This is a genomic window from Mesorhizobium sp. WSM4844, from assembly GCF_055811775.1.
On the sequence record NZ_JBVVQB010000020.1, the window covers coordinates 40,524 to 63,141 of the forward strand.

General features: G+C 62.9%; 26 protein-coding genes. 15 read left to right on the forward strand and 11 right to left on the reverse strand.

The window, feature by feature from the left end; all coding sequences use genetic code 11:
• Window positions 1-92: 92 nt before the first annotated feature.
• Complete coding sequence (locus AC0L2A_RS17555; RefSeq protein ID WP_473609830.1) at window positions 93-1,034, reverse strand: nucleoside hydrolase; 942 nt, start codon at window positions 1,032-1,034, stop codon at window positions 93-95.
• A 142-nt stretch (window positions 1,035-1,176) separates the two neighbouring features.
• On the opposite strand from AC0L2A_RS17555, the gene AC0L2A_RS17560 reads away from it, so the two are divergent.
• Together AC0L2A_RS17560 and AC0L2A_RS17565 are read left to right on the forward strand one after the other, a co-directional pair.
• The gene (locus AC0L2A_RS17560; protein WP_023797450.1) at window positions 1,177-1,602 is read left to right on the forward strand and encodes an Hsp20 family protein; all 426 of its coding nucleotides are present in this window, start codon (window positions 1,177-1,179) and stop codon (window positions 1,600-1,602) included.
• 63 nt (window positions 1,603-1,665) lie between these two features.
• A complete protein-coding gene (locus AC0L2A_RS17565; RefSeq protein WP_023797449.1) occupies window positions 1,666-1,923 on the forward strand; it encodes a BQ00720 family protein in 258 nt (85 codons plus the stop codon).
• A 90-nt stretch (window positions 1,924-2,013) separates the two neighbouring features.
• On the opposite strand, the gene ptsN is transcribed toward AC0L2A_RS17565, so the two are convergent.
• The 6 genes from ptsN to lptC form a co-directional block, all read right to left on the reverse strand.
• The gene (gene ptsN / locus AC0L2A_RS17570) at window positions 2,014-2,478 is read right to left on the reverse strand and encodes a PTS IIA-like nitrogen regulatory protein PtsN (protein ID WP_023797448.1); all 465 of its coding nucleotides are present in this window, start codon (window positions 2,476-2,478) and stop codon (window positions 2,014-2,016) included.
• Between the two features lie 129 nt (window positions 2,479-2,607).
• Window positions 2,608-3,192: a ribosome hibernation-promoting factor, HPF/YfiA family gene (gene hpf / locus AC0L2A_RS17575; RefSeq protein WP_023797447.1), complete on the reverse strand. Its 585-nt coding sequence runs from the start codon at window positions 3,190-3,192 to the stop codon at window positions 2,608-2,610.
• Between the two features lie 269 nt (window positions 3,193-3,461).
• Window positions 3,462-4,988, reverse strand: a complete 1,527-nt coding sequence (gene rpoN, locus AC0L2A_RS17580) for an RNA polymerase factor sigma-54 (RefSeq protein ID WP_473609831.1) — start codon at window positions 4,986-4,988, stop codon at window positions 3,462-3,464.
• Between the two features lie 189 nt (window positions 4,989-5,177).
• Window positions 5,178-5,996 (reverse strand): LPS export ABC transporter ATP-binding protein, encoded by an 819-nt coding sequence (lptB, locus tag AC0L2A_RS17585; protein ID WP_027153062.1) that lies wholly within the window; start codon window positions 5,994-5,996, stop codon window positions 5,178-5,180.
• Window positions 5,996-6,610, reverse strand: a complete 615-nt coding sequence (locus AC0L2A_RS17590) for an LptA/OstA family protein (protein WP_473609833.1) — start codon at window positions 6,608-6,610, stop codon at window positions 5,996-5,998. Before AC0L2A_RS17590 ends, lptB begins: the two co-directional genes overlap by 1 nt.
• Window positions 6,597-7,310: an LPS export ABC transporter periplasmic protein LptC gene (gene lptC, locus AC0L2A_RS17595; protein WP_091595571.1), complete on the reverse strand. Its 714-nt coding sequence runs from the start codon at window positions 7,308-7,310 to the stop codon at window positions 6,597-6,599. The genes AC0L2A_RS17590 and lptC overlap by 14 nt, the downstream gene beginning before the upstream one ends.
• Before the next feature lie 321 nt (window positions 7,311-7,631).
• On the opposite strand from lptC, the gene sppA reads away from it, so the two are divergent.
• The 11 genes from sppA (at window position 7,632) to olsB (ending at window position 18,159) form a co-directional block, all read left to right on the forward strand.
• Window positions 7,632-8,585 (forward strand): signal peptide peptidase SppA, encoded by a 954-nt coding sequence (gene sppA, locus AC0L2A_RS17600; protein ID WP_473609834.1) that lies wholly within the window; start codon window positions 7,632-7,634, stop codon window positions 8,583-8,585.
• 69 nt (window positions 8,586-8,654) lie between these two features.
• A complete protein-coding gene (locus AC0L2A_RS17605; RefSeq protein WP_473609835.1) occupies window positions 8,655-8,939 on the forward strand; it encodes an integration host factor subunit beta in 285 nt (94 codons plus the stop codon).
• A gap of 81 nt (window positions 8,940-9,020) precedes the next feature.
• Window positions 9,021-9,353, forward strand: a complete 333-nt coding sequence (locus tag AC0L2A_RS17610; RefSeq protein ID WP_091595569.1) for a LapA family protein — start codon at window positions 9,021-9,023, stop codon at window positions 9,351-9,353.
• Between the two features lie 134 nt (window positions 9,354-9,487).
• A complete protein-coding gene (gene lhpI, locus AC0L2A_RS17615) occupies window positions 9,488-10,462 on the forward strand; it encodes a bifunctional Delta(1)-pyrroline-2-carboxylate/Delta(1)-piperideine-2-carboxylate reductase (RefSeq protein ID WP_473609837.1) in 975 nt (324 codons plus the stop codon).
• 144 nt (window positions 10,463-10,606) lie between these two features.
• Window positions 10,607-11,092: a DUF1772 domain-containing protein gene (locus AC0L2A_RS17620; protein WP_473510754.1), complete on the forward strand. Its 486-nt coding sequence runs from the start codon at window positions 10,607-10,609 to the stop codon at window positions 11,090-11,092.
• An 89-nt stretch (window positions 11,093-11,181) separates the two neighbouring features.
• Window positions 11,182-12,219 (forward strand): RsmD family RNA methyltransferase, encoded by a 1,038-nt coding sequence (locus tag AC0L2A_RS17625; protein ID WP_473609838.1) that lies wholly within the window; start codon window positions 11,182-11,184, stop codon window positions 12,217-12,219.
• Window positions 12,220-13,071 carry a TrmH family RNA methyltransferase gene (locus tag AC0L2A_RS17630; RefSeq protein ID WP_473609839.1) on the forward strand — a complete coding sequence of 284 codons (852 nt, stop codon included), beginning with the start codon at window positions 12,220-12,222 and terminating at the stop codon, window positions 13,069-13,071.
• A 2-nt stretch (window positions 13,072-13,073) separates the two neighbouring features.
• Window positions 13,074-13,586 (forward strand): signal peptidase II, encoded by a 513-nt coding sequence (gene lspA / locus AC0L2A_RS17635; protein ID WP_473609841.1) that lies wholly within the window; start codon window positions 13,074-13,076, stop codon window positions 13,584-13,586.
• A gap of 53 nt (window positions 13,587-13,639) precedes the next feature.
• Window positions 13,640-14,629: an acrylyl-CoA reductase (NADPH) gene (gene acuI, locus AC0L2A_RS17640; RefSeq protein WP_473609842.1), complete on the forward strand. Its 990-nt coding sequence runs from the start codon at window positions 13,640-13,642 to the stop codon at window positions 14,627-14,629.
• A 192-nt stretch (window positions 14,630-14,821) separates the two neighbouring features.
• The gene (locus AC0L2A_RS17645) at window positions 14,822-17,110 is read left to right on the forward strand and encodes a response regulator (protein WP_473609843.1); all 2,289 of its coding nucleotides are present in this window, start codon (window positions 14,822-14,824) and stop codon (window positions 17,108-17,110) included.
• 173 nt (window positions 17,111-17,283) lie between these two features.
• Window positions 17,284-18,159, forward strand: coding sequence for a l-ornithine N(alpha)-acyltransferase (gene olsB, locus AC0L2A_RS17650; RefSeq protein WP_473609890.1), 876 nt, complete (start codon window positions 17,284-17,286; stop codon window positions 18,157-18,159).
• A gap of 83 nt (window positions 18,160-18,242) precedes the next feature.
• Here the strand turns inward: olsB and AC0L2A_RS17655 are convergent, their stop codons facing one another.
• Both AC0L2A_RS17655 and grpE read right to left on the reverse strand, forming a co-directional pair.
• Window positions 18,243-18,875, reverse strand: coding sequence for a trimeric intracellular cation channel family protein (locus AC0L2A_RS17655; protein ID WP_473609845.1), 633 nt, complete (start codon window positions 18,873-18,875; stop codon window positions 18,243-18,245).
• Between the two features lie 103 nt (window positions 18,876-18,978).
• Window positions 18,979-19,614 carry a nucleotide exchange factor GrpE gene (grpE, locus tag AC0L2A_RS17660; protein WP_091595557.1) on the reverse strand — a complete coding sequence of 212 codons (636 nt, stop codon included), beginning with the start codon at window positions 19,612-19,614 and terminating at the stop codon, window positions 18,979-18,981.
• A gap of 239 nt (window positions 19,615-19,853) precedes the next feature.
• Here grpE and AC0L2A_RS17665 point away from each other — a divergent pair, with 239 nt between their 5' ends.
• Together AC0L2A_RS17665 and AC0L2A_RS17670 are read left to right on the forward strand one after the other, a co-directional pair.
• The gene (locus AC0L2A_RS17665) at window positions 19,854-20,087 is read left to right on the forward strand and encodes a hypothetical protein (RefSeq protein ID WP_023797430.1); all 234 of its coding nucleotides are present in this window, start codon (window positions 19,854-19,856) and stop codon (window positions 20,085-20,087) included.
• Window positions 20,088-20,221: 134 nt separating this feature from the next.
• Window positions 20,222-21,244: a fatty acid desaturase gene (locus AC0L2A_RS17670; protein WP_091595555.1), complete on the forward strand. Its 1,023-nt coding sequence runs from the start codon at window positions 20,222-20,224 to the stop codon at window positions 21,242-21,244.
• A gap of 75 nt (window positions 21,245-21,319) precedes the next feature.
• On the opposite strand, the gene AC0L2A_RS17675 is transcribed toward AC0L2A_RS17670, so the two are convergent.
• Together AC0L2A_RS17675 and AC0L2A_RS17680 are read right to left on the reverse strand one after the other, a co-directional pair.
• Window positions 21,320-21,940 (reverse strand): DJ-1/PfpI family protein, encoded by a 621-nt coding sequence (locus AC0L2A_RS17675; RefSeq protein ID WP_473609846.1) that lies wholly within the window; start codon window positions 21,938-21,940, stop codon window positions 21,320-21,322.
• Between the two features lie 135 nt (window positions 21,941-22,075).
• On the reverse strand, window positions 22,076-22,612 hold the full coding sequence (locus tag AC0L2A_RS17680; protein WP_473609847.1) for a DUF934 domain-containing protein: 537 nt from the start codon (window positions 22,610-22,612) through the stop codon (window positions 22,076-22,078).
• Between the last annotated feature and the right edge of the window lie 6 nt (window positions 22,613-22,618).

Genomic DNA, 22,618 nt, shown 5'->3' on the forward strand with positions numbered 1-22,618 from the left:
GGCGTTGCACGCAGGTCCCCCGCCCGGGGCGAGTCACGGGCCTCGCCCGCCCTTCGGGCCACAAGGCCCCACGAGGGGAGAGGGAAGCAGCCCTAAAGCCGGCCCAGCCTTTCCAGCAGCAGCGCGAACAACGCATCGTGGTCGATGTCGCGCATCACCATGGCGTTGCTCGGCCGTTTGGTCACGCCCCACCAGTCGATCACGGTCATGCCCATGGTGAGTTCCGAGGCGGTTTCCACAGCGACGTTGCAGTTGCGGCCCCTGAACAGCTCGGGTTTCAACAGATAGGCGATGACGCAAGGGTCATGCAGCGGACCGCCGTCGGTGCCGTATTTCGCTTCGTCGAATCGTTCGAAGAATTCCAGCATCTCCGCCGTGGCCGTGCCGACCCTGGTGCCGAGCTTGCGGTAGGCTTGGGTGCGCTTGGCCGTGGTCAGCGCCTTGTGGGTGACGTCGAGCGGCATCATGACGATCGGAATGCCGGATTTGAATACGACATCGGCGGCATGCGGGTCGACATAGATGTTGAATTCGGAGGTCGGGGTGACGTTGCCGCCTTCGAAGAAGCCGCCGCCCATCAGCACGATTTCCTTGATGCGCGGCGCAATGTTCGGCTCGCGGATCAGCGCCAGCGCTATGTTGGTGAGCGGGCCGAGTGCGCACAGGGTGATCGTGCCGCTCTCTTCCTTCATCAGCGTCTCGACGATGAAATCGACTGCGTACTGGGCCTGCAGCTCCATGGTTGGTTCGGGCAATTGCGGTCCGTTGAGCCCGGTCTCGCCGTGCACCTCCTCGGCGGTTACCAGTTCGCGCGCCAGCGGCCGGATGGCGCCGGCATAGACCTTGATGTCAGGCCGGCCGGCCAGCTCGCAGATCTTGCGTGCATTCTTTTCGGTGAGTCTCAGCGGCACGTTGCCGGCGACGGCGGTCATGCCGACGATCTCCAGCTCGGCGCTGCCGAGCGCCAGCAATATGGCGACGGCATCATCCTGGCCGGGATCCGTGTCGATGATGATCTTGCGGGATTGGGGCATTTCAATTCCTTTTTAGGGAGTCTTTTTGGGCGGGGATTTTGACGGCTTGAACTCGACCGCCGGGCGGACCATATCAAGACCATCGGGAAAAATGCCATACGGGTTTTTCCAGTTTATGTCGCTCTTGAGAGGACAGTGTAACATGAGCCGAATGACGCCTTTTTCCAGCCCGCTTCTCCTGGGTTTCGACGCCATGGAAAAGACCCTGGAGCGTCTGGCGAAGTCGGGTGACAGCTACCCTCCCTACAACATCGAGCGCCTCAGCGGTGCCGACGGCAAGGCCGAAAGGCTGCGTATCACGCTCGCTGTCGCCGGTTTCGCCGAAAACGATCTCGATGTGACCACGGAGGAGAACCAGTTGGTCGTGCGCGGCCGTCAGAACGATGACACCGAGCGCGAATTTCTGCACCGCGGCATTGCCGCGCGCCAGTTCCAGCGCTGTTTCGTGCTGGCCGACGGCATGCGGGTGATCGCGGCGGAGCTGAAGAACGGTCTTTTGTCGATCGATCTCGATCGGCCCGAGTCCGAACGGCTGGTACGGAAAATAAACATATCGGTGAAAGACTGATTTTTACCGATTGCTCTCATGCGAGGCGGCCTTGAACGGGGTCCTCGCAGCACGGAGGCTTAAATGACCAGAACTGACGAAAATCTTATCATGACCAGCGGCGAGTTCGCCCATCTCGGCGAAGGCTCGGTCGCCTATCTCAGGAAAATCTCGAGCGACGATCTGCGCGGCCGTTTCCCGGGCCTCGGCGAAATCGCGCCCGGGCTGGAACTGTGGGCCCTGTTTGCCGCCAACGGCCAGCCGATCCTGCTTTCCGACGCTCGCGAGCGGGCGCTGGCCGGCGCCCTGGAAAACGACCTGACCCCCGTCGCGATCCACTAAGCGCCATCCACTAACAAGACGGCGCAGCGATCTGGTTAGAACGGACAGGGCCGCTCGGGGCGGCCCTTTAACCGAACTGATCGAAAAAACTCAGGCCGCGTGCGAGGCTTGTGTATCCGATAAAAGCGCATGGATCGCGGCGGCGTCGCGGGTGCCCCTGATCTTGGCCACCGTGTCGGCGTCGCGCAGCACCCGCGCAATGCGCGACAGCGCCTTGAGATGGTCGGCGCCGGCGCCTTCGGGCGCCAAAAGCAGGAACACCAGATCGACCGGCTGGTCGTCCAGCGCCTCGAAATCGACCGGCGTCTCCAGCCGGGCGAAAACCCCGGCGATCCGCTTCACCCCGGCCAGCTTGCCATGCGGAATGGCAATGCCGTTGCCGACACCGGTCGAGCCCAGCCGTTCACGCTGCAGGATGGTGTCGAACACCTCCCGTTCCGGAATGCCGGCAATCGCCGCCGCCCTTTCGGACAGCATTTGCAGCAGTTGCTTCTTGGAGTTCGCCTTCAACGCCGGCAAGATTGCCGGAACGTTGATAAGATCGCTCAGGTCCATACTTGAAATCCCTTGTTCGCCTGCCGTCGCCAGCCCTCACTCTCGCGTGCGGCTGGTGCCTTATCCCAGTGCGGCCTTGGCCGTCAGCCCGCTGCGGCCTTGGCCGTCAGCCCAGTGCGGCCTTGGCCGTTAGCCCTGCGCGACCTTGGTCGTAGACGGGTCGATCCAGCCGATGTTTCCGTCCGGCCGACGATAGACGATATTGAGATGCTCGTTTCCGGCGTTGCGGAAGACGAGGACCGGGCTGTCCTTGGTGTCGAGTTCGATCACGGCTGACGCCACCGACATGGTCCGCAGCGTCATGGTTGATTCGGCGACGATGGCTGGCGCGAAATTCTCCGGCATTTCCTCGTCATCGTCGGCAAGCGGCGCCATCACCGTATAGGCGACGTCGGTGGGTTCGCCATTGGCGTTGCCTGAATTATGCGACTTCAGCCGACGCTTGTAGCGGCGAAGGCGGGTCTCGAGGCGATCCGCCGCCGCCTCGAAAGCGAGCGTCGGGTCCTGCGCTTCACCGGTCGCCTGCAGCGAAGCGCCGGAATCCAGCCGGATCATGCAATCGGCCGTGTAGCGCGACCCCGATTTGACGACGACAATTTGCCCTGAAAAGCCCCGATCGAAATATTTCCCGATCACCTCTCCGACACGGTCGTTGATGCGCGTACGGAACGCATCGCCGATATCCATGTGTTTTCCTGATATGCGCAGCGTCATCTGAATACTGACCTTCCTTGCTCAGGCTTCAAACTGTCCCGAGTTTATACCCGTGGTCTGAGCGCACAAGCTTTGCGGCGTCACTTGCGCCGATTTTAAATCCGAACTTTTCCGATTGATCACAAGCCGCCTTCTTGACCGTCCCGTGGCCAACGTCGTGACGGACCATCCGCATGCGGGCAGTAGCCCGTCCCATGCGGGCGGGCTTCTAGCCACTTCATTGCGGCTTGTCAATGAAGTGCGAAAGCTGTCGAAAATTCAGTCGGAGATCAACGTCCGGCGCTGGCCAAAGCGCGTTTTTCACGCCGCCGCTGCACCGACGAGGGAATATTCATGCCCTCCCGATACTTGGCGACCGTGCGCCTGGCGATATCGACGCCGCTTTCCCGCAACATATCCACAATCGCGTCGTCGGAAAGCACGTCGGCAGGTTTCTCCTCGTCGATCAACTGCTTGATGCGGTCGCGCACCGCTTCAGACGAATGCGCGTCACCGCCACCCGACGAAGCGATCGAGGCGGTGAAGAAATAGCGCAGTTCGAACACGCCGCGCGGCGTCAGCATGTATTTGTTGGCGGTGACCCGGCTGACGGTCGATTCGTGCATGCCGATGGCGTCGGCCACCGTGCGCAGGTTGAGCGGCCTCAGGTGACGCACGCCATGGACGAGGAAGGCGTCCTGCTGGCGCACGATTTCTGAGGCAACCTTGAGGATAGTCTTCGCCCGCTGATCGAGGCTGCGCGTCAGCCAATTGGCGTTTTGCAGGCACTCCGCCAGGAAATCCTTTTCCGTCTGATTTTTCGCATGCGGCGAAACCCGGGCGAAATAGATATGGTCGACCAGCACGCGCGGCAGCGTTTCGGGGTTGAGTTCGATCACCCAGCTCCCGTCATTGGCCGCACGCACTTCGACATCGGCGATGATCGCGTCGCTGGCGCCGCCCGAAAACGCCATCCCCGGGCGCGGATCGAGCGCACGTATCTCGGCCAGCATGTCGAGCAGATCCTCCTCATCGACCCCACAAATCCGTTTCAGGGTCTGGAAATCGCGCCGGGCCAGGAGTTCGAGATTGGCAATCAAAGCCTTCATCGCAGGGTCGAGACGGTCGCGGACGGCAAGCTGCAGCGACAGGCATTCGGCAAGGTCGCGGGCAAAGAGGCCGGTGGGCTCGAATGTCTGGCAGACCGCGAGCGCATTTGCCACCGCCGCTCTGTCGGTGCCGAGACGGGTGGCGATCTCAGCCATGTCGGCGCGCATGTAGCCGGCCTCGTCGAGGCCATCGGCCAGTTCGCTGGCGATCAGGCGTGCTGCCGGGTCGGCGAAGGCAAGCGCGACCTGCTCGGCGACATGCTCGCGCAGCGTGATGGCTCCGGCCGCCATGTCTCCGACGTCAAAACCGTCGGAAGCGGATGCGGAACCGTTGCCGGATGCCGATTTCCACTGGGCCGTCAGGTCGGGACCGAGTCGCTCGCTGGTGCCGGGGTCGTCGGGAAACAGGTTTTCCAGCGAAGTATCGAGCTTTTCCGAGATCGCCTCGGCGCTCCACGCCGTGTCCTTCTCGAACCAGTCGCCGGCGGTGGCCGTTTCCGGCGCGGCATCGATCTTCTGCGCCTGGTCGCTGACGGCATCGTCTTGCGGCTCGGCGCGCTCGAGCAAAGGATTGCGCTCGATCTCGTCGTCGATGAAGCGTTCCAGCTCGATGTGGGTGAACTGCAGCAGCCGTATCGACTGCATGAGTTGCGGCGTCATCACCAGCGACTGGGACTGTCGTAGCTGTAGTTTTGCCGCCAACGCCATGGTTCGGTTTCAAACGCCCTGTCTACGCATCCGGACTGCCGGAAGGAGTTCGGCATAGAAACTGGCCCGGCTTTTGCTTGTCAAGGCGACGGCGATCAAAACTCGCCTGTCCGTGCGTATTCCGACGAGAAATCGAAGAAAAAGCTCTGTCTCGCGTCAAAAACCGCGTCTGGACAGAAATTTTCACGCTTAGAGTGTAAAACCCTCACCGAGATAAAGCCGCCGCACATCCGGGTTTGCGACCACTTCGTCGGCCCGGCCATGGGTCAACACCTGGCCGGCATGGATGATGTAGGCGCGGTCGATCAGGCCGAGCGTCTCGCGGACATTGTGATCGGTGATGAGCACGCCGATGCCGCGCGCCGTCAGATGGCGCACGAGTTGCTGGATGTCGGCGACGGCGATCGGATCGATGCCGGCGAAAGGCTCGTCGAGCAGCATGTATGCGGGGCGGGTCGCCAGGGCGCGCGCGATTTCAAGGCGCCGCCGCTCGCCGCCGGAAAGCGACAGCGACGGGGCCTTGCGCAGATGGCTGATGTGAAACTCCTCGAGCAGTTCGTCGAGAATGCGTTCGCGCTCCTTGCGGCTCTTCTCGACCACTTCGAGCACGGCACGGATGTTTTGCTCGACGCTCAAGCCGCGAAAGATCGACGCCTCCTGCGGAAGGTAGCCGATGCCAAGGCGGGCGCGGCGGTACATCGGCATAGAGGTGACATCGAAGCCGTCGATTTCGATCGTGCCTTCGTCGACCGGCACCAGGCCGGTGACCATGTAGAAGCAGGTGGTCTTGCCGGCGCCGTTGGGGCCGAGCAGCCCGACCGCCTCACCGGCGCGCACGCCGATCGTCACGCCACTGACGACTTTGCGGCCCTTGTAGCTTTTGGTCAGCCCTTTGGCGATCAGGGTTCCCTTGAATTTTACCTGATCGAGGTTAACCGCGGCCGGTGCCGCAAGTTTGCTGGCGGCGCGTCCTGGAAGACGCGCCAACAGCGATGCTACGTCGACCATCAGGGGTTCGCCGCTCCCGACTTCGGCGGCGTGATCGACATCATGACGCGTCCACCGCCGCAGGGGTCGACCTGGGCCAGACCGCTCTTCATCTGCACGGTCAGCTTGCAGCCGACCAGTACATTGTCGCCTTGCGAGAGCACGACTTTGCTGCCTGAAAGCACCAGCACTTCCGTCTTCATGTCGAAGGTGCCGCTGTCGCCCGTGGCGACCTGGTCGTCCGATTTGATATAGACCTTGTTGGCGACCTCCAGACGGTCGATGTCGGCCGAGCCGGTCATCGCGGCACCCGAGGCCTGCTCACCCTTGGCGGCAGCGTCCGGGTCCTTGACGTAATAGACGGTCATCTTGCCGGCCTTGAGCAAGGTCGGACCCTGGACGACGTTTACATTGCCGGTGAACACCGCGACGCTGTCCGCCTGACGGACCTCGAGCTTGTCGCTTTCGATCTGGATGGGCTTGTCGCCGGACAGTTTGAGGCCCGACAGCTGGCTGGTGGCCCTGGACTGCGCCAGAGCCGGCGCCGCCGCCAAAGCCAGCCCCAGGGCGGCGAGCCCTACGGCCGGCAACGCCGAAGCCGCGGCCACGAGCCGTGTCGAACTACTGAACCGCATTGGATTCTCCGCTCATTGCCTCTGCCGCCTTCAAGCTGGCGGGATCGATGTTGACACGCACTCTGTTCTCGAAAACCACGATCTTGCCGTTGTCCTGGACAGACATCGAATCCGCGGTAATCCGCGACCCGCCACGGCTGACGTCGACCGGATCGTTCGTCTTCATAGTGCCTTTGCCCATGTCGAGAAAGACCGATTTGAACTTTGCCGCCAGGCCATCTGTGGTGGTTATGGTGACATCGCTGGTCAGGCTCATCGTGTTGCCATCGCGATTGAAGCTACCGTGCGGGGCATTGATGGCCGCCACATTGTCGGTTGATATCGGCAGCTTGGCGTCGATGCCTTCCAGATTGATGATACCTTGCTGGCTCACGTCCTGTATGGCGCGCAAAGCCGTCATGGAATAGGGCAGTTTCTGCTTGGTGAACCCGTTGAGCTTGGGGTTGGCCATCACCAGCTTGCCATTGGCGAACGCGCTGGCGTCGGCCTGGACCTGGATTGAGCCAGGTGCCATGAGATAGGAATAGACCGGGACGGCGACCGCGATCGCGGCAGCGGCCAGCGGCACCGCCAGCTTCAAGATACGCACGCGGCGCGAATGGCGCTGGGCGATGCCGAAGGCGTCGACTCGCGCCGGGCCTACGTCCGGGGAAGCCAACTCCGTCTCGGTGTTGGTCGGTTCGATCGGTCGCGCTAACATAACTGCTTTCTTCTAAGCCCCTGCCGCCAAGCACCCCTATAGGTGGGATGCCGGCGCCCTCAAGCAAGCACAAGCGGAGGAAAACCGCAAAAGTGTGACGATTGCTGTTGCACAAACGAAAATGAAACCGGCACAACTTGCACGTCATACCAGATACGGGCCGACAGCGTTAGGGGCTGTGGATTGGTCTTTTATGTTCTCTCGAAACGCCGTCTCGCCAACGTCGAGACCTTGTCTTTGGCGCAAGCTCGTCAGGAATCGGTAGCCGGGCGCGGGCGGTTGCTTTAAAAGCATCTGCTCCCACCGACTATGAGGCTGACCATGGTACTGAGAGCCGACGACCTGATCGACCGCCGCCGCTTGCGCCGCAAGCTGACATTCTGGCGCGTTGCAGCGCTTGTTGTCGCAGCAGCCGGGCTGATTGCCTTTTCGACCTGGATTTACGGCGATGACTTCACTGGCGCGGCGATCGACCATATCGCCAAGGTCAAGATCGAGGGCACCATCACCGAAGACGACGACCTGATCAAGCAACTGGACGTCATCCGTCAATCCTCGAGGGTGAAAGCTGTGATCCTGTCGATCGATTCACCTGGCGGCACCACCGTCGGCGGCGAATCGATCTACGAGGCAGTGCGCAAGCTGGCCGCCGAGAAGCCGGTGGTGGCCCAGGTCGGCACGCTGGCCGCATCGGCGGGCTATATGATCGCTACCGCGACCGATCATATCGTCGCGCGCAAATCGTCGATTGTCGGCTCGATAGGCGTGCTGATCCAGTATCCGGACGTCAGCGGCCTTATGAACAAACTCGGCGTCAAGCTCGAGGAAGTGAAATCCTCGCCGTTGAAAGCTTCGCCATCGCCTTTCAAGCCGACCAATGACGACGAGCGCACCATGGTCCGCAAGCTCATCCTCGACAGCTACGACTGGTTCGTCGGCATCGTCGCCGAACGCCGCAAGATGACCAAACCGGAGGCGCTGGCGCTGGCCGACGGATCGATCTTCACCGGCCGGCAGGCCGTTGCCAACAAATTGGTCGACGCGGTCGGCGGCGAGACCGAAGCGATCGACTGGCTCGCAACCAAGGGCATCGACGCCAAGCTCAAGGTGGTGGAGTGGAAGGACGCGGAAAGCGGCGGCTTCCTGTTCTCGAAGGCGATGGCACGAACCATCGGCAGTGCGCTCGGCCTGCCCGACTATGGCGGCGACATCATTCACGAACTTGGTGCCGATCGCTTGTTTCTTGACGGTCTGGTTTCCGTCTGGCACCCTTGAGACGAGTGAAAAAAGCAAATAAAATCATCCTCATAATTTGACCGCAGTGTTTTCACGGGGAGCCTTCTCATGATCAAATCCGAACTTGTGCAGATCATCGCCACACGCAACCCGCACCTTTTCCTGCGTGACGTCGAAAACATTGTCGGCGCGATTTTCGACGAGATCACCGACGCGCTCGCCGAAGGCAACCGGGTCGAGCTGCGCGGTTTCGGCGCTTTCTCGGTGAAAAACCGCCCCGCCCGCACCGGCCGCAATCCGCGTACCGGCGAATCCGTCGAGGTCGAGGAGAAATGGGTGCCGTTCTTCAAGACCGGCAAGGAATTGCGTGAAAGGCTGAACAGCGGCAGATAAGCGCCGCGCGGGCTCATGCGCCATGCCGGCCTTTTCAGGAGGCCCGGCCTTTGGTAGAGCGCGCCTTCGACAGGAAATTCTATGTTCAATCGTTTCATGCTCATCGTGGTCTTCGTGCCGCTGGCCGTCATTCTGATTGCGCTGGCGGTGGCCAACCGCGATCCGGTTGCCTTCACCCTGGACCCATTCAACCCCGGCAATCCGGCGCTGACGATGACGCTGCCGCTTTTCATCTTCCTGTTCGTGGCCCTCGCCATCGGCATGATCGTCGGCAGCCTGGCGACCTGGATCAAGCAGGGCCGCTATCGCAAGCTGGCGCGCCAGCGCGGCGTCGAGGCCGAGAACTTGCGCCAGGCGGTCAGCCGGGCACCGGCCGCGCAACAAGGCCCCTCCTTGCCGAAGCCGACGGGCTGAGCCGGAACCGCCGCGCGTCCTTTTTGGGCGCGCAAAGGACGCTGTACCATTTTTGATTGCGCATGATCTTTGCAGAAAATCGCTTCTGATTTCGCGGTCATGCGTCAGGCGTATTTCTCTCGACGGAGTTTCTTATGTTGAGCATTTCGGCGGCCGAGGTCGATCAGGCGCTGACCTTTCCCGGCCTGGTCGAAACGCTGCGCGCGGCTTTTCGCGATGGCGCGGTACAGCCGGTCAGGCACCACCATACGGTCGAACGGCCCGACGGCGCGGCCTCGACCCTGCTCCTGATGCCGGCCTGGACCGACTTCAATGCCGCCGGCTCGTCGGCAGGCGGCCATATCGGCGTCAAGATCGTCACCGTGTCGCCCGACAACAATGTCGTGGGCAAACCCGCTGTGATGGGGCTTTACCTCCTGCTCGACGGTGCGACCGGCGAGCCTGAAGCCATGATCGACGGCCAGCGGCTGACGCAGTGGCGCACGGCCTGCGCCTCGGCGCTGGCAGCCTCCTATCTGGCCCGCGAGGACGCTTCGCGGTTGCTGGTGGTCGGCGCCGGCGCGCTGTCGCCGTTCCTCGCCAGGGCGCATTGCGCGGTGCGGCCGATCACCGTCATCCGCATCTGGAACCGCACGCCGGCCAATGCCGAAAAGGTTGCGGCGGAATTGCGCGCCGAGGGCTTTGCGGCCACCGCCGCGAGCGATCTCGACGCCGAACTCGGCCAGGCCGACATCGTTTCGTCGGCGACGATCACGACCACGCCGCTGATCAAGGGCGCGCTGTTGAAGCCGGGGACCCATGTCGATCTGGTCGGCGGCTTCACGCCGGCCATGCGCGAAAGCGACGACGATGCGATTGCGCGCGCCCGCGTCTACGTCGACACCCGGGCCGGCGCCACCAAGGAAGCGGGCGACATCGTCCAGCCGCTGGCCTCGGGCGTGCTGGAGGCGCAAGCCATCGTCGCCGATCTGCATGAATTGGCACGCGACCAGAAGAAGGGCCGGCAGAGCCCCGGTGAGATCACGCTGTTCAAATCGGTCGGCGCAGCCCTCGAAGACCTCGCCGCCGGCATTGCGGTGTACAAGGCGATGGGGAAGTTAGGGGAGTAGGGGAGTAGGGGGGTCGTACCATTGGATCGGCTTCGTGCAAGCCATACTTTCCCTATTCACTTGCTGCTTTATCCCCTACTCCCCTACTCCCTTACTCCCTTCCGACGGGGAACGTCTCCGGCGTCACCCCGTTGTTCGGGCGTTATGGAGATACGCGGGTTCCTGTTGTTCTGGTCCATCTTGGCCGCCGTTGTCGCGGCGCTCAGCCTTGGACCATCCTTCGCCCATGTCCTGGAATCAGCTCCTCGGCTGACGAAATGGTCGCCTTCTCTCTGGCGCGAGACGACTGTCTTCAACGCCCAGTTCCAGCTGTTTGCCGTCATTGGCGCGCCACTGGACCTGGCCGCGATCGGCTGTCCGGGACTGCTCGCTTGGATGCTGCGCAATGACCGTCCAGCGTTCTGGTATGCGTTGGCCGCTGCCGTGATCTATGCGGTGTCTCTTGCGATGTGGTTTGCTCTCGTCAAGCCGGCGAACGATATTCTGGCCACTTGGGTGCCTGGCCCGATTCCGGAGAATTTCGAAGCGATCCGGCTGCGCTGGGAAACAGGCCATATGATCGTCGCCGGCTTCAAGGCCGTCGGTTTCGTATCGCTGGTTGCTGCCCTGCTCTTCATCAAGCGCGGCTGACCGGATCGGAAATGTCCGGCGACTGCGTTTGTTGCGCCGGTGAATGTGCTGTGGCAGAAGCGGGCCACGTCGCCCAGGAGATGCTCTTCTTGAAACCTTTTCGCGACAAACGCCGCGACAGCCGCTCGCATCAGCTCGCAAAGGGCGGGGCGGAACCGCGCGCAACCGGCGCATCGGGCAACCGCACCGAGCCGATAGCCGCGCCGCGCGTCCTTTCCCGCCGCGACGGCGCCCTGCCCGCCGAACACCTGCCGCTGATCCTCGAAGTCGCGCCCAACGCCGACTACGCGTTGCTCGACAGCGGTACCGGACAGAAGCTCGAGCAGTACGGCCCCTATCGCATCGTTCGGCCTGAAGGCCAGGCGATCTGGCAAAAAGCGTTGCCGGCCAAAGACTGGGACCGCGCCGACGCCATTTTCACCGGCGACACCGACGAGGAAGGCATCGGCCGCTGGCGTTTCCCCAGGACGCCGCTCGGCGAAACCTGGCCAATGAAGCATGACGGCATCGATTATCTCGGCCGCTTCACCTCGTTTCGCCATGTCGGCGTGTTCCCCGAGCAGGCCTCGCACTGGGATCACATGGCCGGGCTGATCGCGGCGGCGAAGCGGCCGGTCAAAGTGCTGAATCTGTTCGGCTATACCGGCCTTGCCTCGCTGGTGGCGGCGCGCGCCGGCGCCGAGGTCACCCATGTCGATGCTTCCAAGAAGGCGATCGGCTGGGCCAGGGAGAACCAGGAGATGGCGGGCCTGTCGCAAAAGCCGATCCGTTGGATCGTCGACGACGCCCTAAAATTCGCCGAGCGCGAGGAGCGCCGAGGCAGCCGTTACGACATCGTCCTGTTCGATCCGCCCGCCTATGGCCGTGGCCCCAAGGGCGAGGTCTGGCAATTGTTCGAGGATCTGCCGGCTCTGACCGACCTCTGCCGCTCGGTCCTGACGCCGAAGCCGCTCGCTGTCGTGCTGACCGCCTATTCGATCCGCGCTTCCTTCTTCGCCATCCATGCCTTGATGCGCGACACTTTTGCCGGCATGGGCGGCACGGTCGAATCCGGCGAACTGATTATCCGCGAGAAATCCGCCGGCCGGGCGCTGTCCACCTCGCTGTTTTCGCGCTGGGTGGCCTGAATGAGCGAGCGGCACGCCGGCGCGCCAGGTCAGGTGAAGGAAGTCACCAGCCTTGCCAATCCGTTGATCAAGGACATCAAGGCGCTCTCGCTGAAGAAATACCGCGACCAGCAGAACGCATTCATGGCCGAGGGGCTGAAGCTGGTCATCGACGCGCTCGACCTCGGCTGGTCGATCCGGACGCTGGTCTTCGCCAAGGCCGGACGCGGCAACGCGGCGGTCGAAAAGGTCGCGGCGCGCACGGTTGCCGCCGGCGGCACCGTGCTCGAAGTTTCGGAAAAAGTGCTCGTCGCCATCACGCGCCGCGACAACCCGCAAATGGTGGTCGGCGTCTTTTCGCAAAAGTTCCTGCCGCTGAAGGGCATCCGCGCTCAAGACGGCGATGTCTGGGTGGCGCTGGACCGCGTGCGCGACCCCGGGAATCTCGGTACCGTCATCCGCACCGTCGATGCCGTTGGCGCCAAGGGCATCATCCTGGTCGGCGAGACCACCGATCCTTTTTCCGTCGAGACCGTGCGCGCCACGATGGGCTCGATCTTCGCCGTGCCGGTGGCCAAAGCGACGCCGGAAGCCTTCCTTGCCTGGCGAAAAAGCTTTCCTGGCCTGGTTGCCGGCACACATTTGAAAGGTGCGGTCGATTACCGTTCGGTCGACTTTTCCAAAGGCCCGGTGCTGCTGGTGATGGGCAACGAACAGCAGGGCCTGCCCGAAAGCCTGGCCGAAAGCTGCGACAGATTGCTGCGGATTCCACAGTCTGGTCGGGCCGATTCGCTCAATCTCGCGGTGGCCACCGGCATCATGCTGTTCGAGATCCGGCGCGGCGCGCTGAAACTTGCCCCGGAGGGCGCCTGACCGTGACATCCCGAACGGTGAAATCCCCAACGGCAAAATCCTGGTTGCCCTACGTCGTGCTGGTCGCCGCCGCGGTGACGCTCGACCAGTGGGTGAAATATCTGGTCGAGACCGGCCTCCCTTTTCAGGAAAAGGTCGATCTTGTCCCGTTCCTGGCATTGTATCGCACCTACAACACCGGCATCGCCTTCTCGATGTTTTCGTCCTTCGGTGACACCGGCCTGGTGGTCATCGCCGCTTTCGTCGTCGCTTTCGTGCTCTATCTTGCGGCCCGCACTCCGCCCAGCCACGTGCTTACCCGCATCGGCTTTGCGCTAATCGTCGGCGGCGCGCTCGGCAATCTGTTCGACCGCGTTACCTATGGTCACGTGATCGACTACATCCTGTTTCACACCCCGGTATGGTCCTTCGCCATCTTCAACCTCGCCGACGCCTTCATCGCGGTCGGCGCGGTGGTGGTCGTCCTCGACGAACTCATTGGTTGGCGGCGTGAGGCCAAGCCCTCAAGCGATTGACCTGGCCTTCTGCCGCCATACAGTGTCCCATTCAAGAAGCCCGAGGAGAAGACATGCCCGAAACCTTCAAAGCCATCCTCGTTTCGCGCGACGCCGAGAAGAAGCAGTCGGTCGCGATCACCGACCTTACTGAAGCCGACCTGATGGAAGGCGATGTCACCGTCGCCGTCGAGGCGACGACGGTGAACTACAAGGACGGCCTCGCCATATCCGGCAAGGCGCCGGTGATCCGCCGCTGGCCGCTGGTACCGGGCATCGATTTCGCCGGCACCGTCATCTCGTCCTCCCATGCCGACTGGCGCACGGGGGACAAGGTCATATTGAACGGCTGGGGCGTCGGCGAGACGCATTTTGGCGCCTATGCCGAGCGCGCCCGTGTCAAGGGCGACTGGCTGGTGCCGCTGCCCCAGGGCATGAGCCCGCATGATGCGATGGCGGTCGGCACGGCAGGTTACACCGCCATGCTTTGCGTTATCGCGCTGGAACGGCACGGCATCGTGCCGGAACGCGGCCCCGTCGTGGTGACGGGCGCGGCCGGCGGCGTCGGCTCGGTCGCGGTTTCGATTCTGTCCAGCCTCGGCTATCACGTCGTCGCCTCGACCGGCCGCAGCGCTGAAAGTTCCTACCTGACCGGCCTGGGTGCTTCGGAGGTGATTCCGCGCGACGAGCTTGCCCAGCCGGCAAAGCCGCTCGCCAAGGAACGCTGGGCCGGCGGCGTCGACGCGGTCGGCAGTCACACCCTGGCCAACGTCCTTTCGATGACCTCCTATGGCGGCGCCGTCGCCGCCTGTGGCCTGGCCGGCGGCATGGATCTGCCGACGAGCGTCGCCCCGTTCATCCTGCGCGGCGTTTGTCTGCTCGGCATCGATTCGGTGATGGCGCCAAAAACGGTCCGCATGGAGGCGTGGCGCCGGATCGGCACGGACCTCGACCTCCAGAAGCTCGCCAAACTGTCCACGACCATTGGTTTCGATGGCATCATCGACGCCGCGCACGATATCGTCGAGGGCAAGGTCCGCGGTCGCGTGGTGGTGGACATGTGAGCTCTTCCTTCTCCGGTTTTTAATGCATGTCGAGCAAAAGCATGACCCAGGGTGTGCAGCGGTGAAGCGCCTCGCATGAGGCCGGCCAAACGCGACGCGCTTCAGGAGCGGAGAGGCAAAAACCGCGCGACCGCTAAAATTCGAACGATCCGCGGCAATTTTCCATAATCTCTGTCTGGCAAGGGTTTCCGCATGGCCACGGAATCCGGCATCAGAGAAACAGAGAGCGCCGAAAACGGCGACGGGATCGGCCCGGAGGCGCCAAGCCGGCAGCATATCGCGGCGCCGCCACTGGCGCCTGAATTGCCCGCCGCCAATCGCGAAGGCCTGCCGTTCCTGATGCTCGTCGCCATCGTCGTGCTGGCGGGCCTGTCGCATCTGACCGGCGCGCCGATCTTCATCACCGTCGGGCTTTTGGCGACTGGCATGGCAGGCCTTGCCGTGCATCTGCGTGCCAGGCGCACGGCGCGCCGCACGGTTGCGCTGCTTGGCGCGACCGCAGCGCGCAGTCGCGCCGAGGTTGAGAGCCTGGCCGACCGCGTGTGGGAGATGCAGGAGAGCGAGGAACGCTTTCGCGGGCTGATCGACGCGCTTGGCGATCTCGTCGTCCATCGCGACCGTGACGGCCACATCGTCTATGCCAACAAGGTTTTCGCCGAGCTTGTCGGAGCCGACCAGCGCGACCTTGCCGGCAGGGCCCTGGCCGACCTCGGCATCGACGTCGGCATCGTTCCCGATGCCGCTTTTTCCGACCATGAATGCCTGAGCTCCACCGACGTCGCCATTAGCACACCGAGCGGCCCGCGCTGGTTCTCATGGATCGAACTGTCCGTGCGCGACAAGGAGAGCGGTTCCGTCTCGCATCGCGCAATCGCCCGCGACATTACCGCACGCAAGCACGCCGAAACGTCGCTGATCACCGCCCGCGAGCGAGCCGAATATGCAAGCCAGGCCAAATCGCGCTTCCTCGCCACCGTCAGCCACGAGATCCGCACGCCGATGAACGGCATCATGGGCATGGCCAAGCTGCTGGCGGACACCGGGCTCTCGCCGCAACAACGGACCTATGTCGGCGCCATCTCGACCTCGGCCAGCGCGCTGCTGGCGCTGATCGAGGACCTGCTCGACTATTCCAAGATCGAGGCCGGCCGCTTCGATCCCGAACCGCAGCCAATGTCGGTGCGCGAGATCGCCGACAACATCGTGGAACTCCTGGCAGCGCGTGCCTTCGCCAAGAACATCGGCCTTGGCTGCCATGTCGAACCCGACGTGCCGCAGATGATATCAGCCGATCCTGGAAGAGTCAGGCAGGTGCTGCTCAACCTCATCGGCAACGCCATCAAGTTCACCGACAGCGGCGGCGTGTTGGTGAGCATCGCTCGTGTCCGCACCGAAACCACCGACCGCATAGGCTTCACCGTCACCGACACCGGTCCCGGCCTGCACGAGGACGACCTGGAGCGCATCTTCGAGGAATTCGAACAGGCTGACGGCACGTCGACTCGCGCGCATGGCGGCGCCGGGCTCGGTCTTGCCATCTCCAGGCGCCTGGTGATCGCCATGGGCGGCACGATCTCGGTGTCGAGCCAGCTCGGCCAGGGTTCGGAATTCGTCTTCGAAATCCCTGCAATATCGGCCACCGAGCCGCCGCAGAGCCGTCGGGATGCGCTGTCAGGGCGGCGCGCCGTGATCCTGTCGAAGAACGCCATCGAGGCCGACGCCATCGCCCGCACCATCCGCGCCAATGGCGGCAGGGTCGATCTGGCCACCACCGCCGCCCAGGCGGCGTCCTTCGCCGAAGGCTGCGACGCGCTTTTGGTCGATGCGGCCATGGAGGAAGGCGACGGCAGGTTGCTCAAGCGCCTTCGCCAGAGCGGCTTTGCCGATTGCGAGGCGATTACACTGATCGCGCCAACCGACCGCGGCATGCTGGGCGAGTTCCGCGCCAGCGGCTACGCCACCTTTCTGGCAAGGCCGGTGCGTGGCGAAACGTTGCTTCGCGTGCTTTTGACCAGCAGCGTGCCTGCCCTCACCCAGCCGCAGCCGGAAAAGCGCGGCGCACCAACCGCCCGCGCCATTGGCGGCCGGCGGCGGGGCCTGTCCGTGCTGATCGCCGAGGATAACGACATCAACGCCATGCTTGCCCGTGCCACGCTGCTAAAGGCCGGGCATCGCGTGAAACTGGTCGGCAACGGCAAGGCCGCCGTCGAGGCCATCACCGGCACCGACCACAAGTACCGCTTCGACGTGGTGCTGATGGACCTGCACATGCCTGTCATGGACGGGCTGGACGCGATCGCCGCCATCCGCCGGCACGAGGAGGAAACAGCCGTGTCGCCGGTTCCGATCATGGTGCTGTCGGCGGACAGTCAGGAAACGACCCGCCACGCAGTGCTCGCTCATGGCGCCAGCGGCTTCGTCACCAAGCCGCTCGACCCCGACGCGCTTGTCCATGCGGTCGAGGGTCACGTGGCCGCTTGATCCGCCGGCTGTCCTTGCCTGGCTTACCTGCAGAAGCCGGTTGAAGGGTTGACCAGCCGACGAAGTATTGCCGGCAGGGCCGTATCACGGTACTGTCACAATCCTGTTGCACCTACGCCGTATCCCCGTGCCAAGAGGGATGGCTCGAAGGAGAATCACTCGTGCATACAGTTATGCCGGAATGTGACGCTCGGCCGAACGCCAGGGGTGCTTTGCTCGCCGGGCGCAACGTCGATGCTGTCATAAAAGGCGAAGCGCTTGGCCGTATCGGCAACCTCGAAGTGCGGCTCGCACGCAACGAGGCCGAGATCGCCGCCGCGCAGGAAGTGCGCTACCGGGTGTTCTATGACGAGCTCGGCGCCAGGAAAACCCTGTTTCAGGTGCAGGACCGGCGCGACGCCGACCATTTTGATCCGCTCTGTGATCATCTGCTCGTCTTCGACACCTCGCTGTCCGGTCCCGAGCATCGCCGCATTGTCGGCACCTACCGCCTGTTGCGGCAGGAGATCGCGGCAGCGGCCGGCGGCTTCTATTCCGAGGGCGAGTTTGAGCTGACCAATCTTATCGCCCGCCACCCCGGCCAGCGTTTCCTCGAGCTCGGCCGCTCCTGCGTCTTGCCGGAATACCGCTCGAAGCGCACCATCGAGGCGCTCTGGCAAGGTATCTGGGCCTATATCAACCATTATGGGATCGGCGTGATGACCGGTTGCGCCTCGTTCCCCGGCACCGTGCCGGCGGCACACGCCGAAGCGCTGACCTATCTCGCCCATCACTGCCGGACGAATTCGGCCTGGGACGTGCGCGCCGTCGCCGGCCGCTACTGTTCCATGGATTTGATGCCGATCGAGGCGGTCAACGCCAAGGCCGCGATCGCGGCGATGCCACCGCTGGTCAAGGGCTATCTGCGCGTCGGCGCGCGCATCGGCGACGGCTGCGTCATCGACCGCGAATTCTCGACGGTCGACGTGTTCGTGGTGATGCCGGTCAAGGAGATCGGCGCCCGCTACGTCAGCTATTATGGCGGGGAAGCCCAGCGCTTCGCCGCCTGAATTCCAATGAGTAGCGAATAGCGAGTAGCGAGTAGCGAGAGTTCCGCTGCGGATCGTTGTCCCTATTCGCTACTCGCCTCATTTCACGGAATATCTTCCGGCCGCCGGCCGGGCCGGCTCTTGTAGGACGGAAAGGCCCAGCCGAACTTAAGCGCGCCGCCACGCACGCAGAAAGCGGCTATGAAGCCCACCAGGCCCGAGGCGAGCGGCGGCAGTCCGGCGAGATCGCCTGTTGTAAACAGGATGGCGCCCGCAAGGGCGGCGGTGACATAGATTTCTGGTCTCAAGAGCACCGAAGCCTCACCGGCCAGCAGGTCGCGCAAGATCCCGCCGAACGTGGCGGTGAGCACGCCGGTAACAACGGACACGACCGGCGAGCCGGTGATGGCCAGGCCCTTGGCGGCACCCATCACCGAAAACGCGGCGAGGCCGACGGCGTCGAGCCAGAGCAGTAATTTCCAGCGGGATTCGAGACGGTGCGCCCCGAAAAAGACAAGCATCGCCACCACCGCGCAGATCAGCACATAGCCAGAGTTGGTAACCCAGAAGACCGGCAGATTGAGGATGACGTCACGAAACGTGCCACCGCCGATGCCGGTGACGCTGGCCAGGAACAGAAAGCCGATGATGTCGAGCTGCTTGCGCGAAGCGGCCAGCGCACCGGTCGCCGCGAAGAAGGCGACACCGGCATAGTCGAGAAGCTCGATCGGGTTCAAGGGCATAGCGGAGTAGGAGAGCGGGTGAATAGGGATGTATGAATAGCACGAAGCCGCACGATTGGTACGGCTCCTACTGCTCCTACTGCCCTATTCCCTTAACTTACGCATCCTTCTCAGCTTGCTCATTCACCGGCCCTGGCTCGACCGGCGCTTCGCTTGCCACATGCTTGGGACCGCCCTTGGCAACGCCGACCATGGCCGGCCGCAACACCCGCTCACCGATCGAATAGCCTGGCTGCACGACCTGGACCACCGTGTTGGCCGGCACCTCCGGATTGGGCACCTCGAACATCGCCTGATGGAAATTCGGGTCGAATTTCTCGCCTTCCGGCTCGAGCTTCTTCACTCCGTGCCGCTCGAGCGCCGATAGCATGGCGCGCTCGGTGAGTTCGACGCCCTCGATCAGTGACTTCAAACCGGCATCACCTGACGCCTTGGACTCAGCCGGGATCGCATCCAGTGCGCGGCGCAGATTGTCCGATACCGACAGCATGTCACGGGCGAAATTGGCAACCGCATAGGCGCGTGCATCGTGCACGTCACGGGCGGTACGGCGGCGCAGATTCTCCATCTCGGCTGCGACGCGGAGCGCGCGGTCCTTCAACTCGTCGTTTTCCTTCAGCAGCCGCACAAGCGCTTCATAGTCGCCGTCGGCGCTGCCTTGCGTGTGTTCGGTGGCAGCCCCGGCCGTCTCGGCTTCATCGGGCGCGCGTTCGTCTTTTGCCTGGTCGCTCATCGCCGTTTCCCGTCATTTCAAATGATGTGGATTTTGTGCCCGATATCGAGGTTTGGCGGCCAAAAATCAAGGGGCAAGCGATACTGGACAGGCCGCTCGCGCTTTTGACGACGCATCATGGAGACCTTTCGATATTAATTCAAATTTTACTGTAACCACCGGCTTTGCTTGCCAAGATGCTGCGATGGGGGAACCATTCGTCTGCTGGAAGAGTTTCGAAACCGACACAGGATTTTGAGATGGCGACCCGCAACGACGGCGACCGTAAGAATGGCGCCCCCAACGATGACGAAAGACGTGAAAGGCTGGCGGCCGGCATCAGGCGCCAGTTCGGCACGGAGGCAACGATGCACTTTCTGCGCGCGTTGCCGGCGTTCCGGACGGAGAACGACATTCCCGATCGTTTCAGGGAATTGCTTGACCGCCTCGACGGCATCGAAAGCAGCGTAGCCGCCGGTGGCAACCGGCGATAGACAACACACACGCCTGTCGCTGCGCGCCATTGGCATGCCTTTTGCCGCAGCTTGCGCGTCGCGCGACAATTACCCGCAGTAACTTTGCGTGATGCCTGGCTTGCGGCGACGAAATGGTCCGTCTATGCTTCCTGATGAACATGATTTCCCCCGAAGCTGTAGCGAACAGCAAGCGTGCCTGGTTGAAGATCCTGGCGCGCTACAAGAAACCTGACAGGCGGCGCAGCGCCGTCGAACTTGCCATCACTCTCATCCCCTTTGCCACGCTGTGGGCACTGTCCTCGGCTGCCTATGCCTATGGCCATTGGTGGGGTCTGATCCTCATCCTTCCGGCCGCCGGCTTTCTGGTGCGGATCTTCATGATCCAGCACGATTGCGGCCACGGTTCCTTCTTCGCCAACCGCACCGCCGACGACTGGATCGGCCGCGGCCTGGGGATCCTGACTTTGACGCCTTACGATTGCTGGCGGCGTGCCCACGCAACCCATCATGCCAGCGCCGGCAATCTCGATGAGCGCGGCACGGGCGACATCAAGACGCTGACTGTCGCGGAATATCGGCAAATGTCCTGGCGGGGCCGCCTTGCCTATCGTCTCTATCGCCATCCGCTCGTCATGTTCGGCCTCGGCCCCATTTGGCTTTTCATCTTTGAACAGAGACTGCCGGTCGGCATGATGCGAGGCGGCCTCACGCCCTGGGTGTCGTCGATGGCCACCAACGCGGCCATCGCGGTCGCCGCCGCCGCCCTTGTCTGGTTCGTCGGTCTCGAAGCGTTCCTGGTCGTCCATTTGCCCATCGTCGTTCTCGCCGGGTCCGCCGGCATCTGGCTGTTCTATGTCCAGCACCAGTTCGAAGAGACAGAGTGGGCAAAGGACTCCGAATGGGAGTTCCAGCATGCGGCCCTGCACGGCTCGTCCTATTACGACCTGCCGCCGGTACTGAACTGGTTCACCGGCAATATCGGCGTCCATCACGTGCACCACCTCTCCGCCAAGGTGCCGTGCTATCGTCTGCAGGAGGTCCTGAGGGACTATCCGGAACTGCGCGAAATTGGCCGCGTCACGCTTCTCGACAGCCTGCGCTGCGTCAAGCTGGCGCTGTGGGATGAGAGCCGCAGCAAGCTGATATCGTTTCGCGAAGCGCGGATGACTGCATAAAGCACATCCCAAAAACGAACGCGCGGCGCTGTAAAGCCGCCGCACCACAGGTACGGCGGCTTTTATAATGGTGGCTCAAGCCGCCTGGCGTTTGTCGCGCATCAGGATCTCGCCGTGGCGGATCTCGGTGCCAAGCACTTTCAGGCATTCGCGCATGAAGGCGGCCAGCCCCGGCCAGCCCTTGGCCGACACCAGATTGCCGTCGACATGGGCGCCGGTCGGCGCGACATCGATGTAGGTGCCGCCAGCGAGCGTGACTTCCGGCTCGCAATACTGCAGCGCCGCGACTTCCCTGCCACGCAGCACGCCGTCGACCGCCATCAGGATCTGCGCGCCGTGGCAAATGGTGAAGATCGGCTTGCCGGTCTCGTGGAAATGCCGCACCAGCGCCTGCACGCGCTTGTCGATGCGGATATATTCCGGCCCGCGTCCGCCTGCCGCATAGACGGCATCGTATTCAGCCGGATTGACCTCGGAAAACGTCTTGTTGAGGATGTAGTCGTGGCCGAGCTTTTCCGTATAGGTCTGGTGGCCCTCGAAGTCGTGCAGCGACGTCTTCAGGATATCGCCTGCCTTCTTGTCGGGACACACGACATGCACGGTGTGGCCGACCGCATGCATGGCCTGTTCAAAGACGAAAATCTCGTATTCCTCGCTGAACTCGCCAACGAGCATCAATATCTTCTTACCAGCCATTCCCGGTTCCTCCCTTGGTGGCGAATTTATTTCGGATCACGAAATAATAGGCCGTATCATAAGGGGCGGATGCCGAAAATAAAAGATTGAATCGGCAAAGTGGTCCGACCAGATGCGACTTGCTCGGTGGGGAGATCAACCGGTGCGCACCCGCCGCCAGGAATATTTGGGGCCTTTGGCCTCCGGCTTCACGGTCGGCTGGTAGGACAGCGGCAGACCGCCGGTGCGGCCTTCCTCGAGCCGTTTCAGCAACACTGGATTTGATACTTCGAACTCGTCGAAGCCGAGGCGCAGCATATGCGGAAGCTGGTCGACCAGAACCTGTCCGGTGGCGCGGACCGCGCCCTCGAAACGGTAGCGGCTGCGCAGCAGTTCGCCCTTGGAGAAGGAGCGGCCGTCACTGAAAGCCGGGAAGGCCAGCGCCACCAGCGATATCTGGTCGAGCAGGTCCGCGATCTTTTCGAGCTGATCGCCGGGCTGAAGCAGCACGCCGAGGCGCTCCTTCGCCGACCGGCGCACCGCCGGATCGAGGTCGAGAAACGCCTGCAGCGGCAGGATGAAGCGGCCATTGCCGGACAGTGCGTCGGCGCTCTCGGCATGGCTCCACTCGTCCTCGCTAAAACCTGTCGTGGTCCAGAGGCGGGTGGCGTTTTCCGCTATCGATTCACTCATTGAGAA

Coding starts and splice junctions, on each gene's coding strand:
- AC0L2A_RS17555 (WP_473609830.1), bottom strand. CDS start 1,034: ATGCCCCAATCCCGCAAGATCATCATCGACACGGATCCCGGCCAGGAT.
- AC0L2A_RS17560 (WP_023797450.1), top strand. CDS start 1,177: ATGAGCCGAATGACGCCTTTTTCCAGCCCGCTTCTCCTGGGTTTCGAC.
- AC0L2A_RS17565 (WP_023797449.1), top strand. CDS start 1,666: ATGACCAGAACTGACGAAAATCTTATCATGACCAGCGGCGAGTTCGCC.
- ptsN (WP_023797448.1), bottom strand. CDS start 2,478: ATGGACCTGAGCGATCTTATCAACGTTCCGGCAATCTTGCCGGCGTTG.
- hpf (WP_023797447.1), bottom strand. CDS start 3,192: ATGACGCTGCGCATATCAGGAAAACACATGGATATCGGCGATGCGTTC.
- rpoN (WP_473609831.1), bottom strand. CDS start 4,988: ATGGCGTTGGCGGCAAAACTACAGCTACGACAGTCCCAGTCGCTGGTG.
- lptB (WP_027153062.1), bottom strand. CDS start 5,996: ATGGTCGACGTAGCATCGCTGTTGGCGCGTCTTCCAGGACGCGCCGCC.
- AC0L2A_RS17590 (WP_473609833.1), bottom strand. CDS start 6,610: ATGCGGTTCAGTAGTTCGACACGGCTCGTGGCCGCGGCTTCGGCGTTG.
- lptC (WP_091595571.1), bottom strand. CDS start 7,310: ATGTTAGCGCGACCGATCGAACCGACCAACACCGAGACGGAGTTGGCT.
- sppA (WP_473609834.1), top strand. CDS start 7,632: ATGGTACTGAGAGCCGACGACCTGATCGACCGCCGCCGCTTGCGCCGC.
- AC0L2A_RS17605 (WP_473609835.1), top strand. CDS start 8,655: ATGATCAAATCCGAACTTGTGCAGATCATCGCCACACGCAACCCGCAC.
- AC0L2A_RS17610 (WP_091595569.1), top strand. CDS start 9,021: ATGTTCAATCGTTTCATGCTCATCGTGGTCTTCGTGCCGCTGGCCGTC.
- lhpI (WP_473609837.1), top strand. CDS start 9,488: ATGTTGAGCATTTCGGCGGCCGAGGTCGATCAGGCGCTGACCTTTCCC.
- AC0L2A_RS17620 (WP_473510754.1), top strand. CDS start 10,607: ATGGAGATACGCGGGTTCCTGTTGTTCTGGTCCATCTTGGCCGCCGTT.
- AC0L2A_RS17630 (WP_473609839.1), top strand. CDS start 12,220: ATGAGCGAGCGGCACGCCGGCGCGCCAGGTCAGGTGAAGGAAGTCACC.
- acuI (WP_473609842.1), top strand. CDS start 13,640: ATGCCCGAAACCTTCAAAGCCATCCTCGTTTCGCGCGACGCCGAGAAG.
- AC0L2A_RS17645 (WP_473609843.1), top strand. CDS start 14,822: ATGGCCACGGAATCCGGCATCAGAGAAACAGAGAGCGCCGAAAACGGC.
- olsB (WP_473609890.1), top strand. CDS start 17,284: ATGCCGGAATGTGACGCTCGGCCGAACGCCAGGGGTGCTTTGCTCGCC.
- grpE (WP_091595557.1), bottom strand. CDS start 19,614: ATGAGCGACCAGGCAAAAGACGAACGCGCGCCCGATGAAGCCGAGACG.
- AC0L2A_RS17665 (WP_023797430.1), top strand. CDS start 19,854: ATGGCGACCCGCAACGACGGCGACCGTAAGAATGGCGCCCCCAACGAT.
- AC0L2A_RS17670 (WP_091595555.1), top strand. CDS start 20,222: ATGAACATGATTTCCCCCGAAGCTGTAGCGAACAGCAAGCGTGCCTGG.
- AC0L2A_RS17675 (WP_473609846.1), bottom strand. CDS start 21,940: ATGGCTGGTAAGAAGATATTGATGCTCGTTGGCGAGTTCAGCGAGGAA.
- AC0L2A_RS17680 (WP_473609847.1), bottom strand. CDS start 22,612: ATGAGTGAATCGATAGCGGAAAACGCCACCCGCCTCTGGACCACGACA.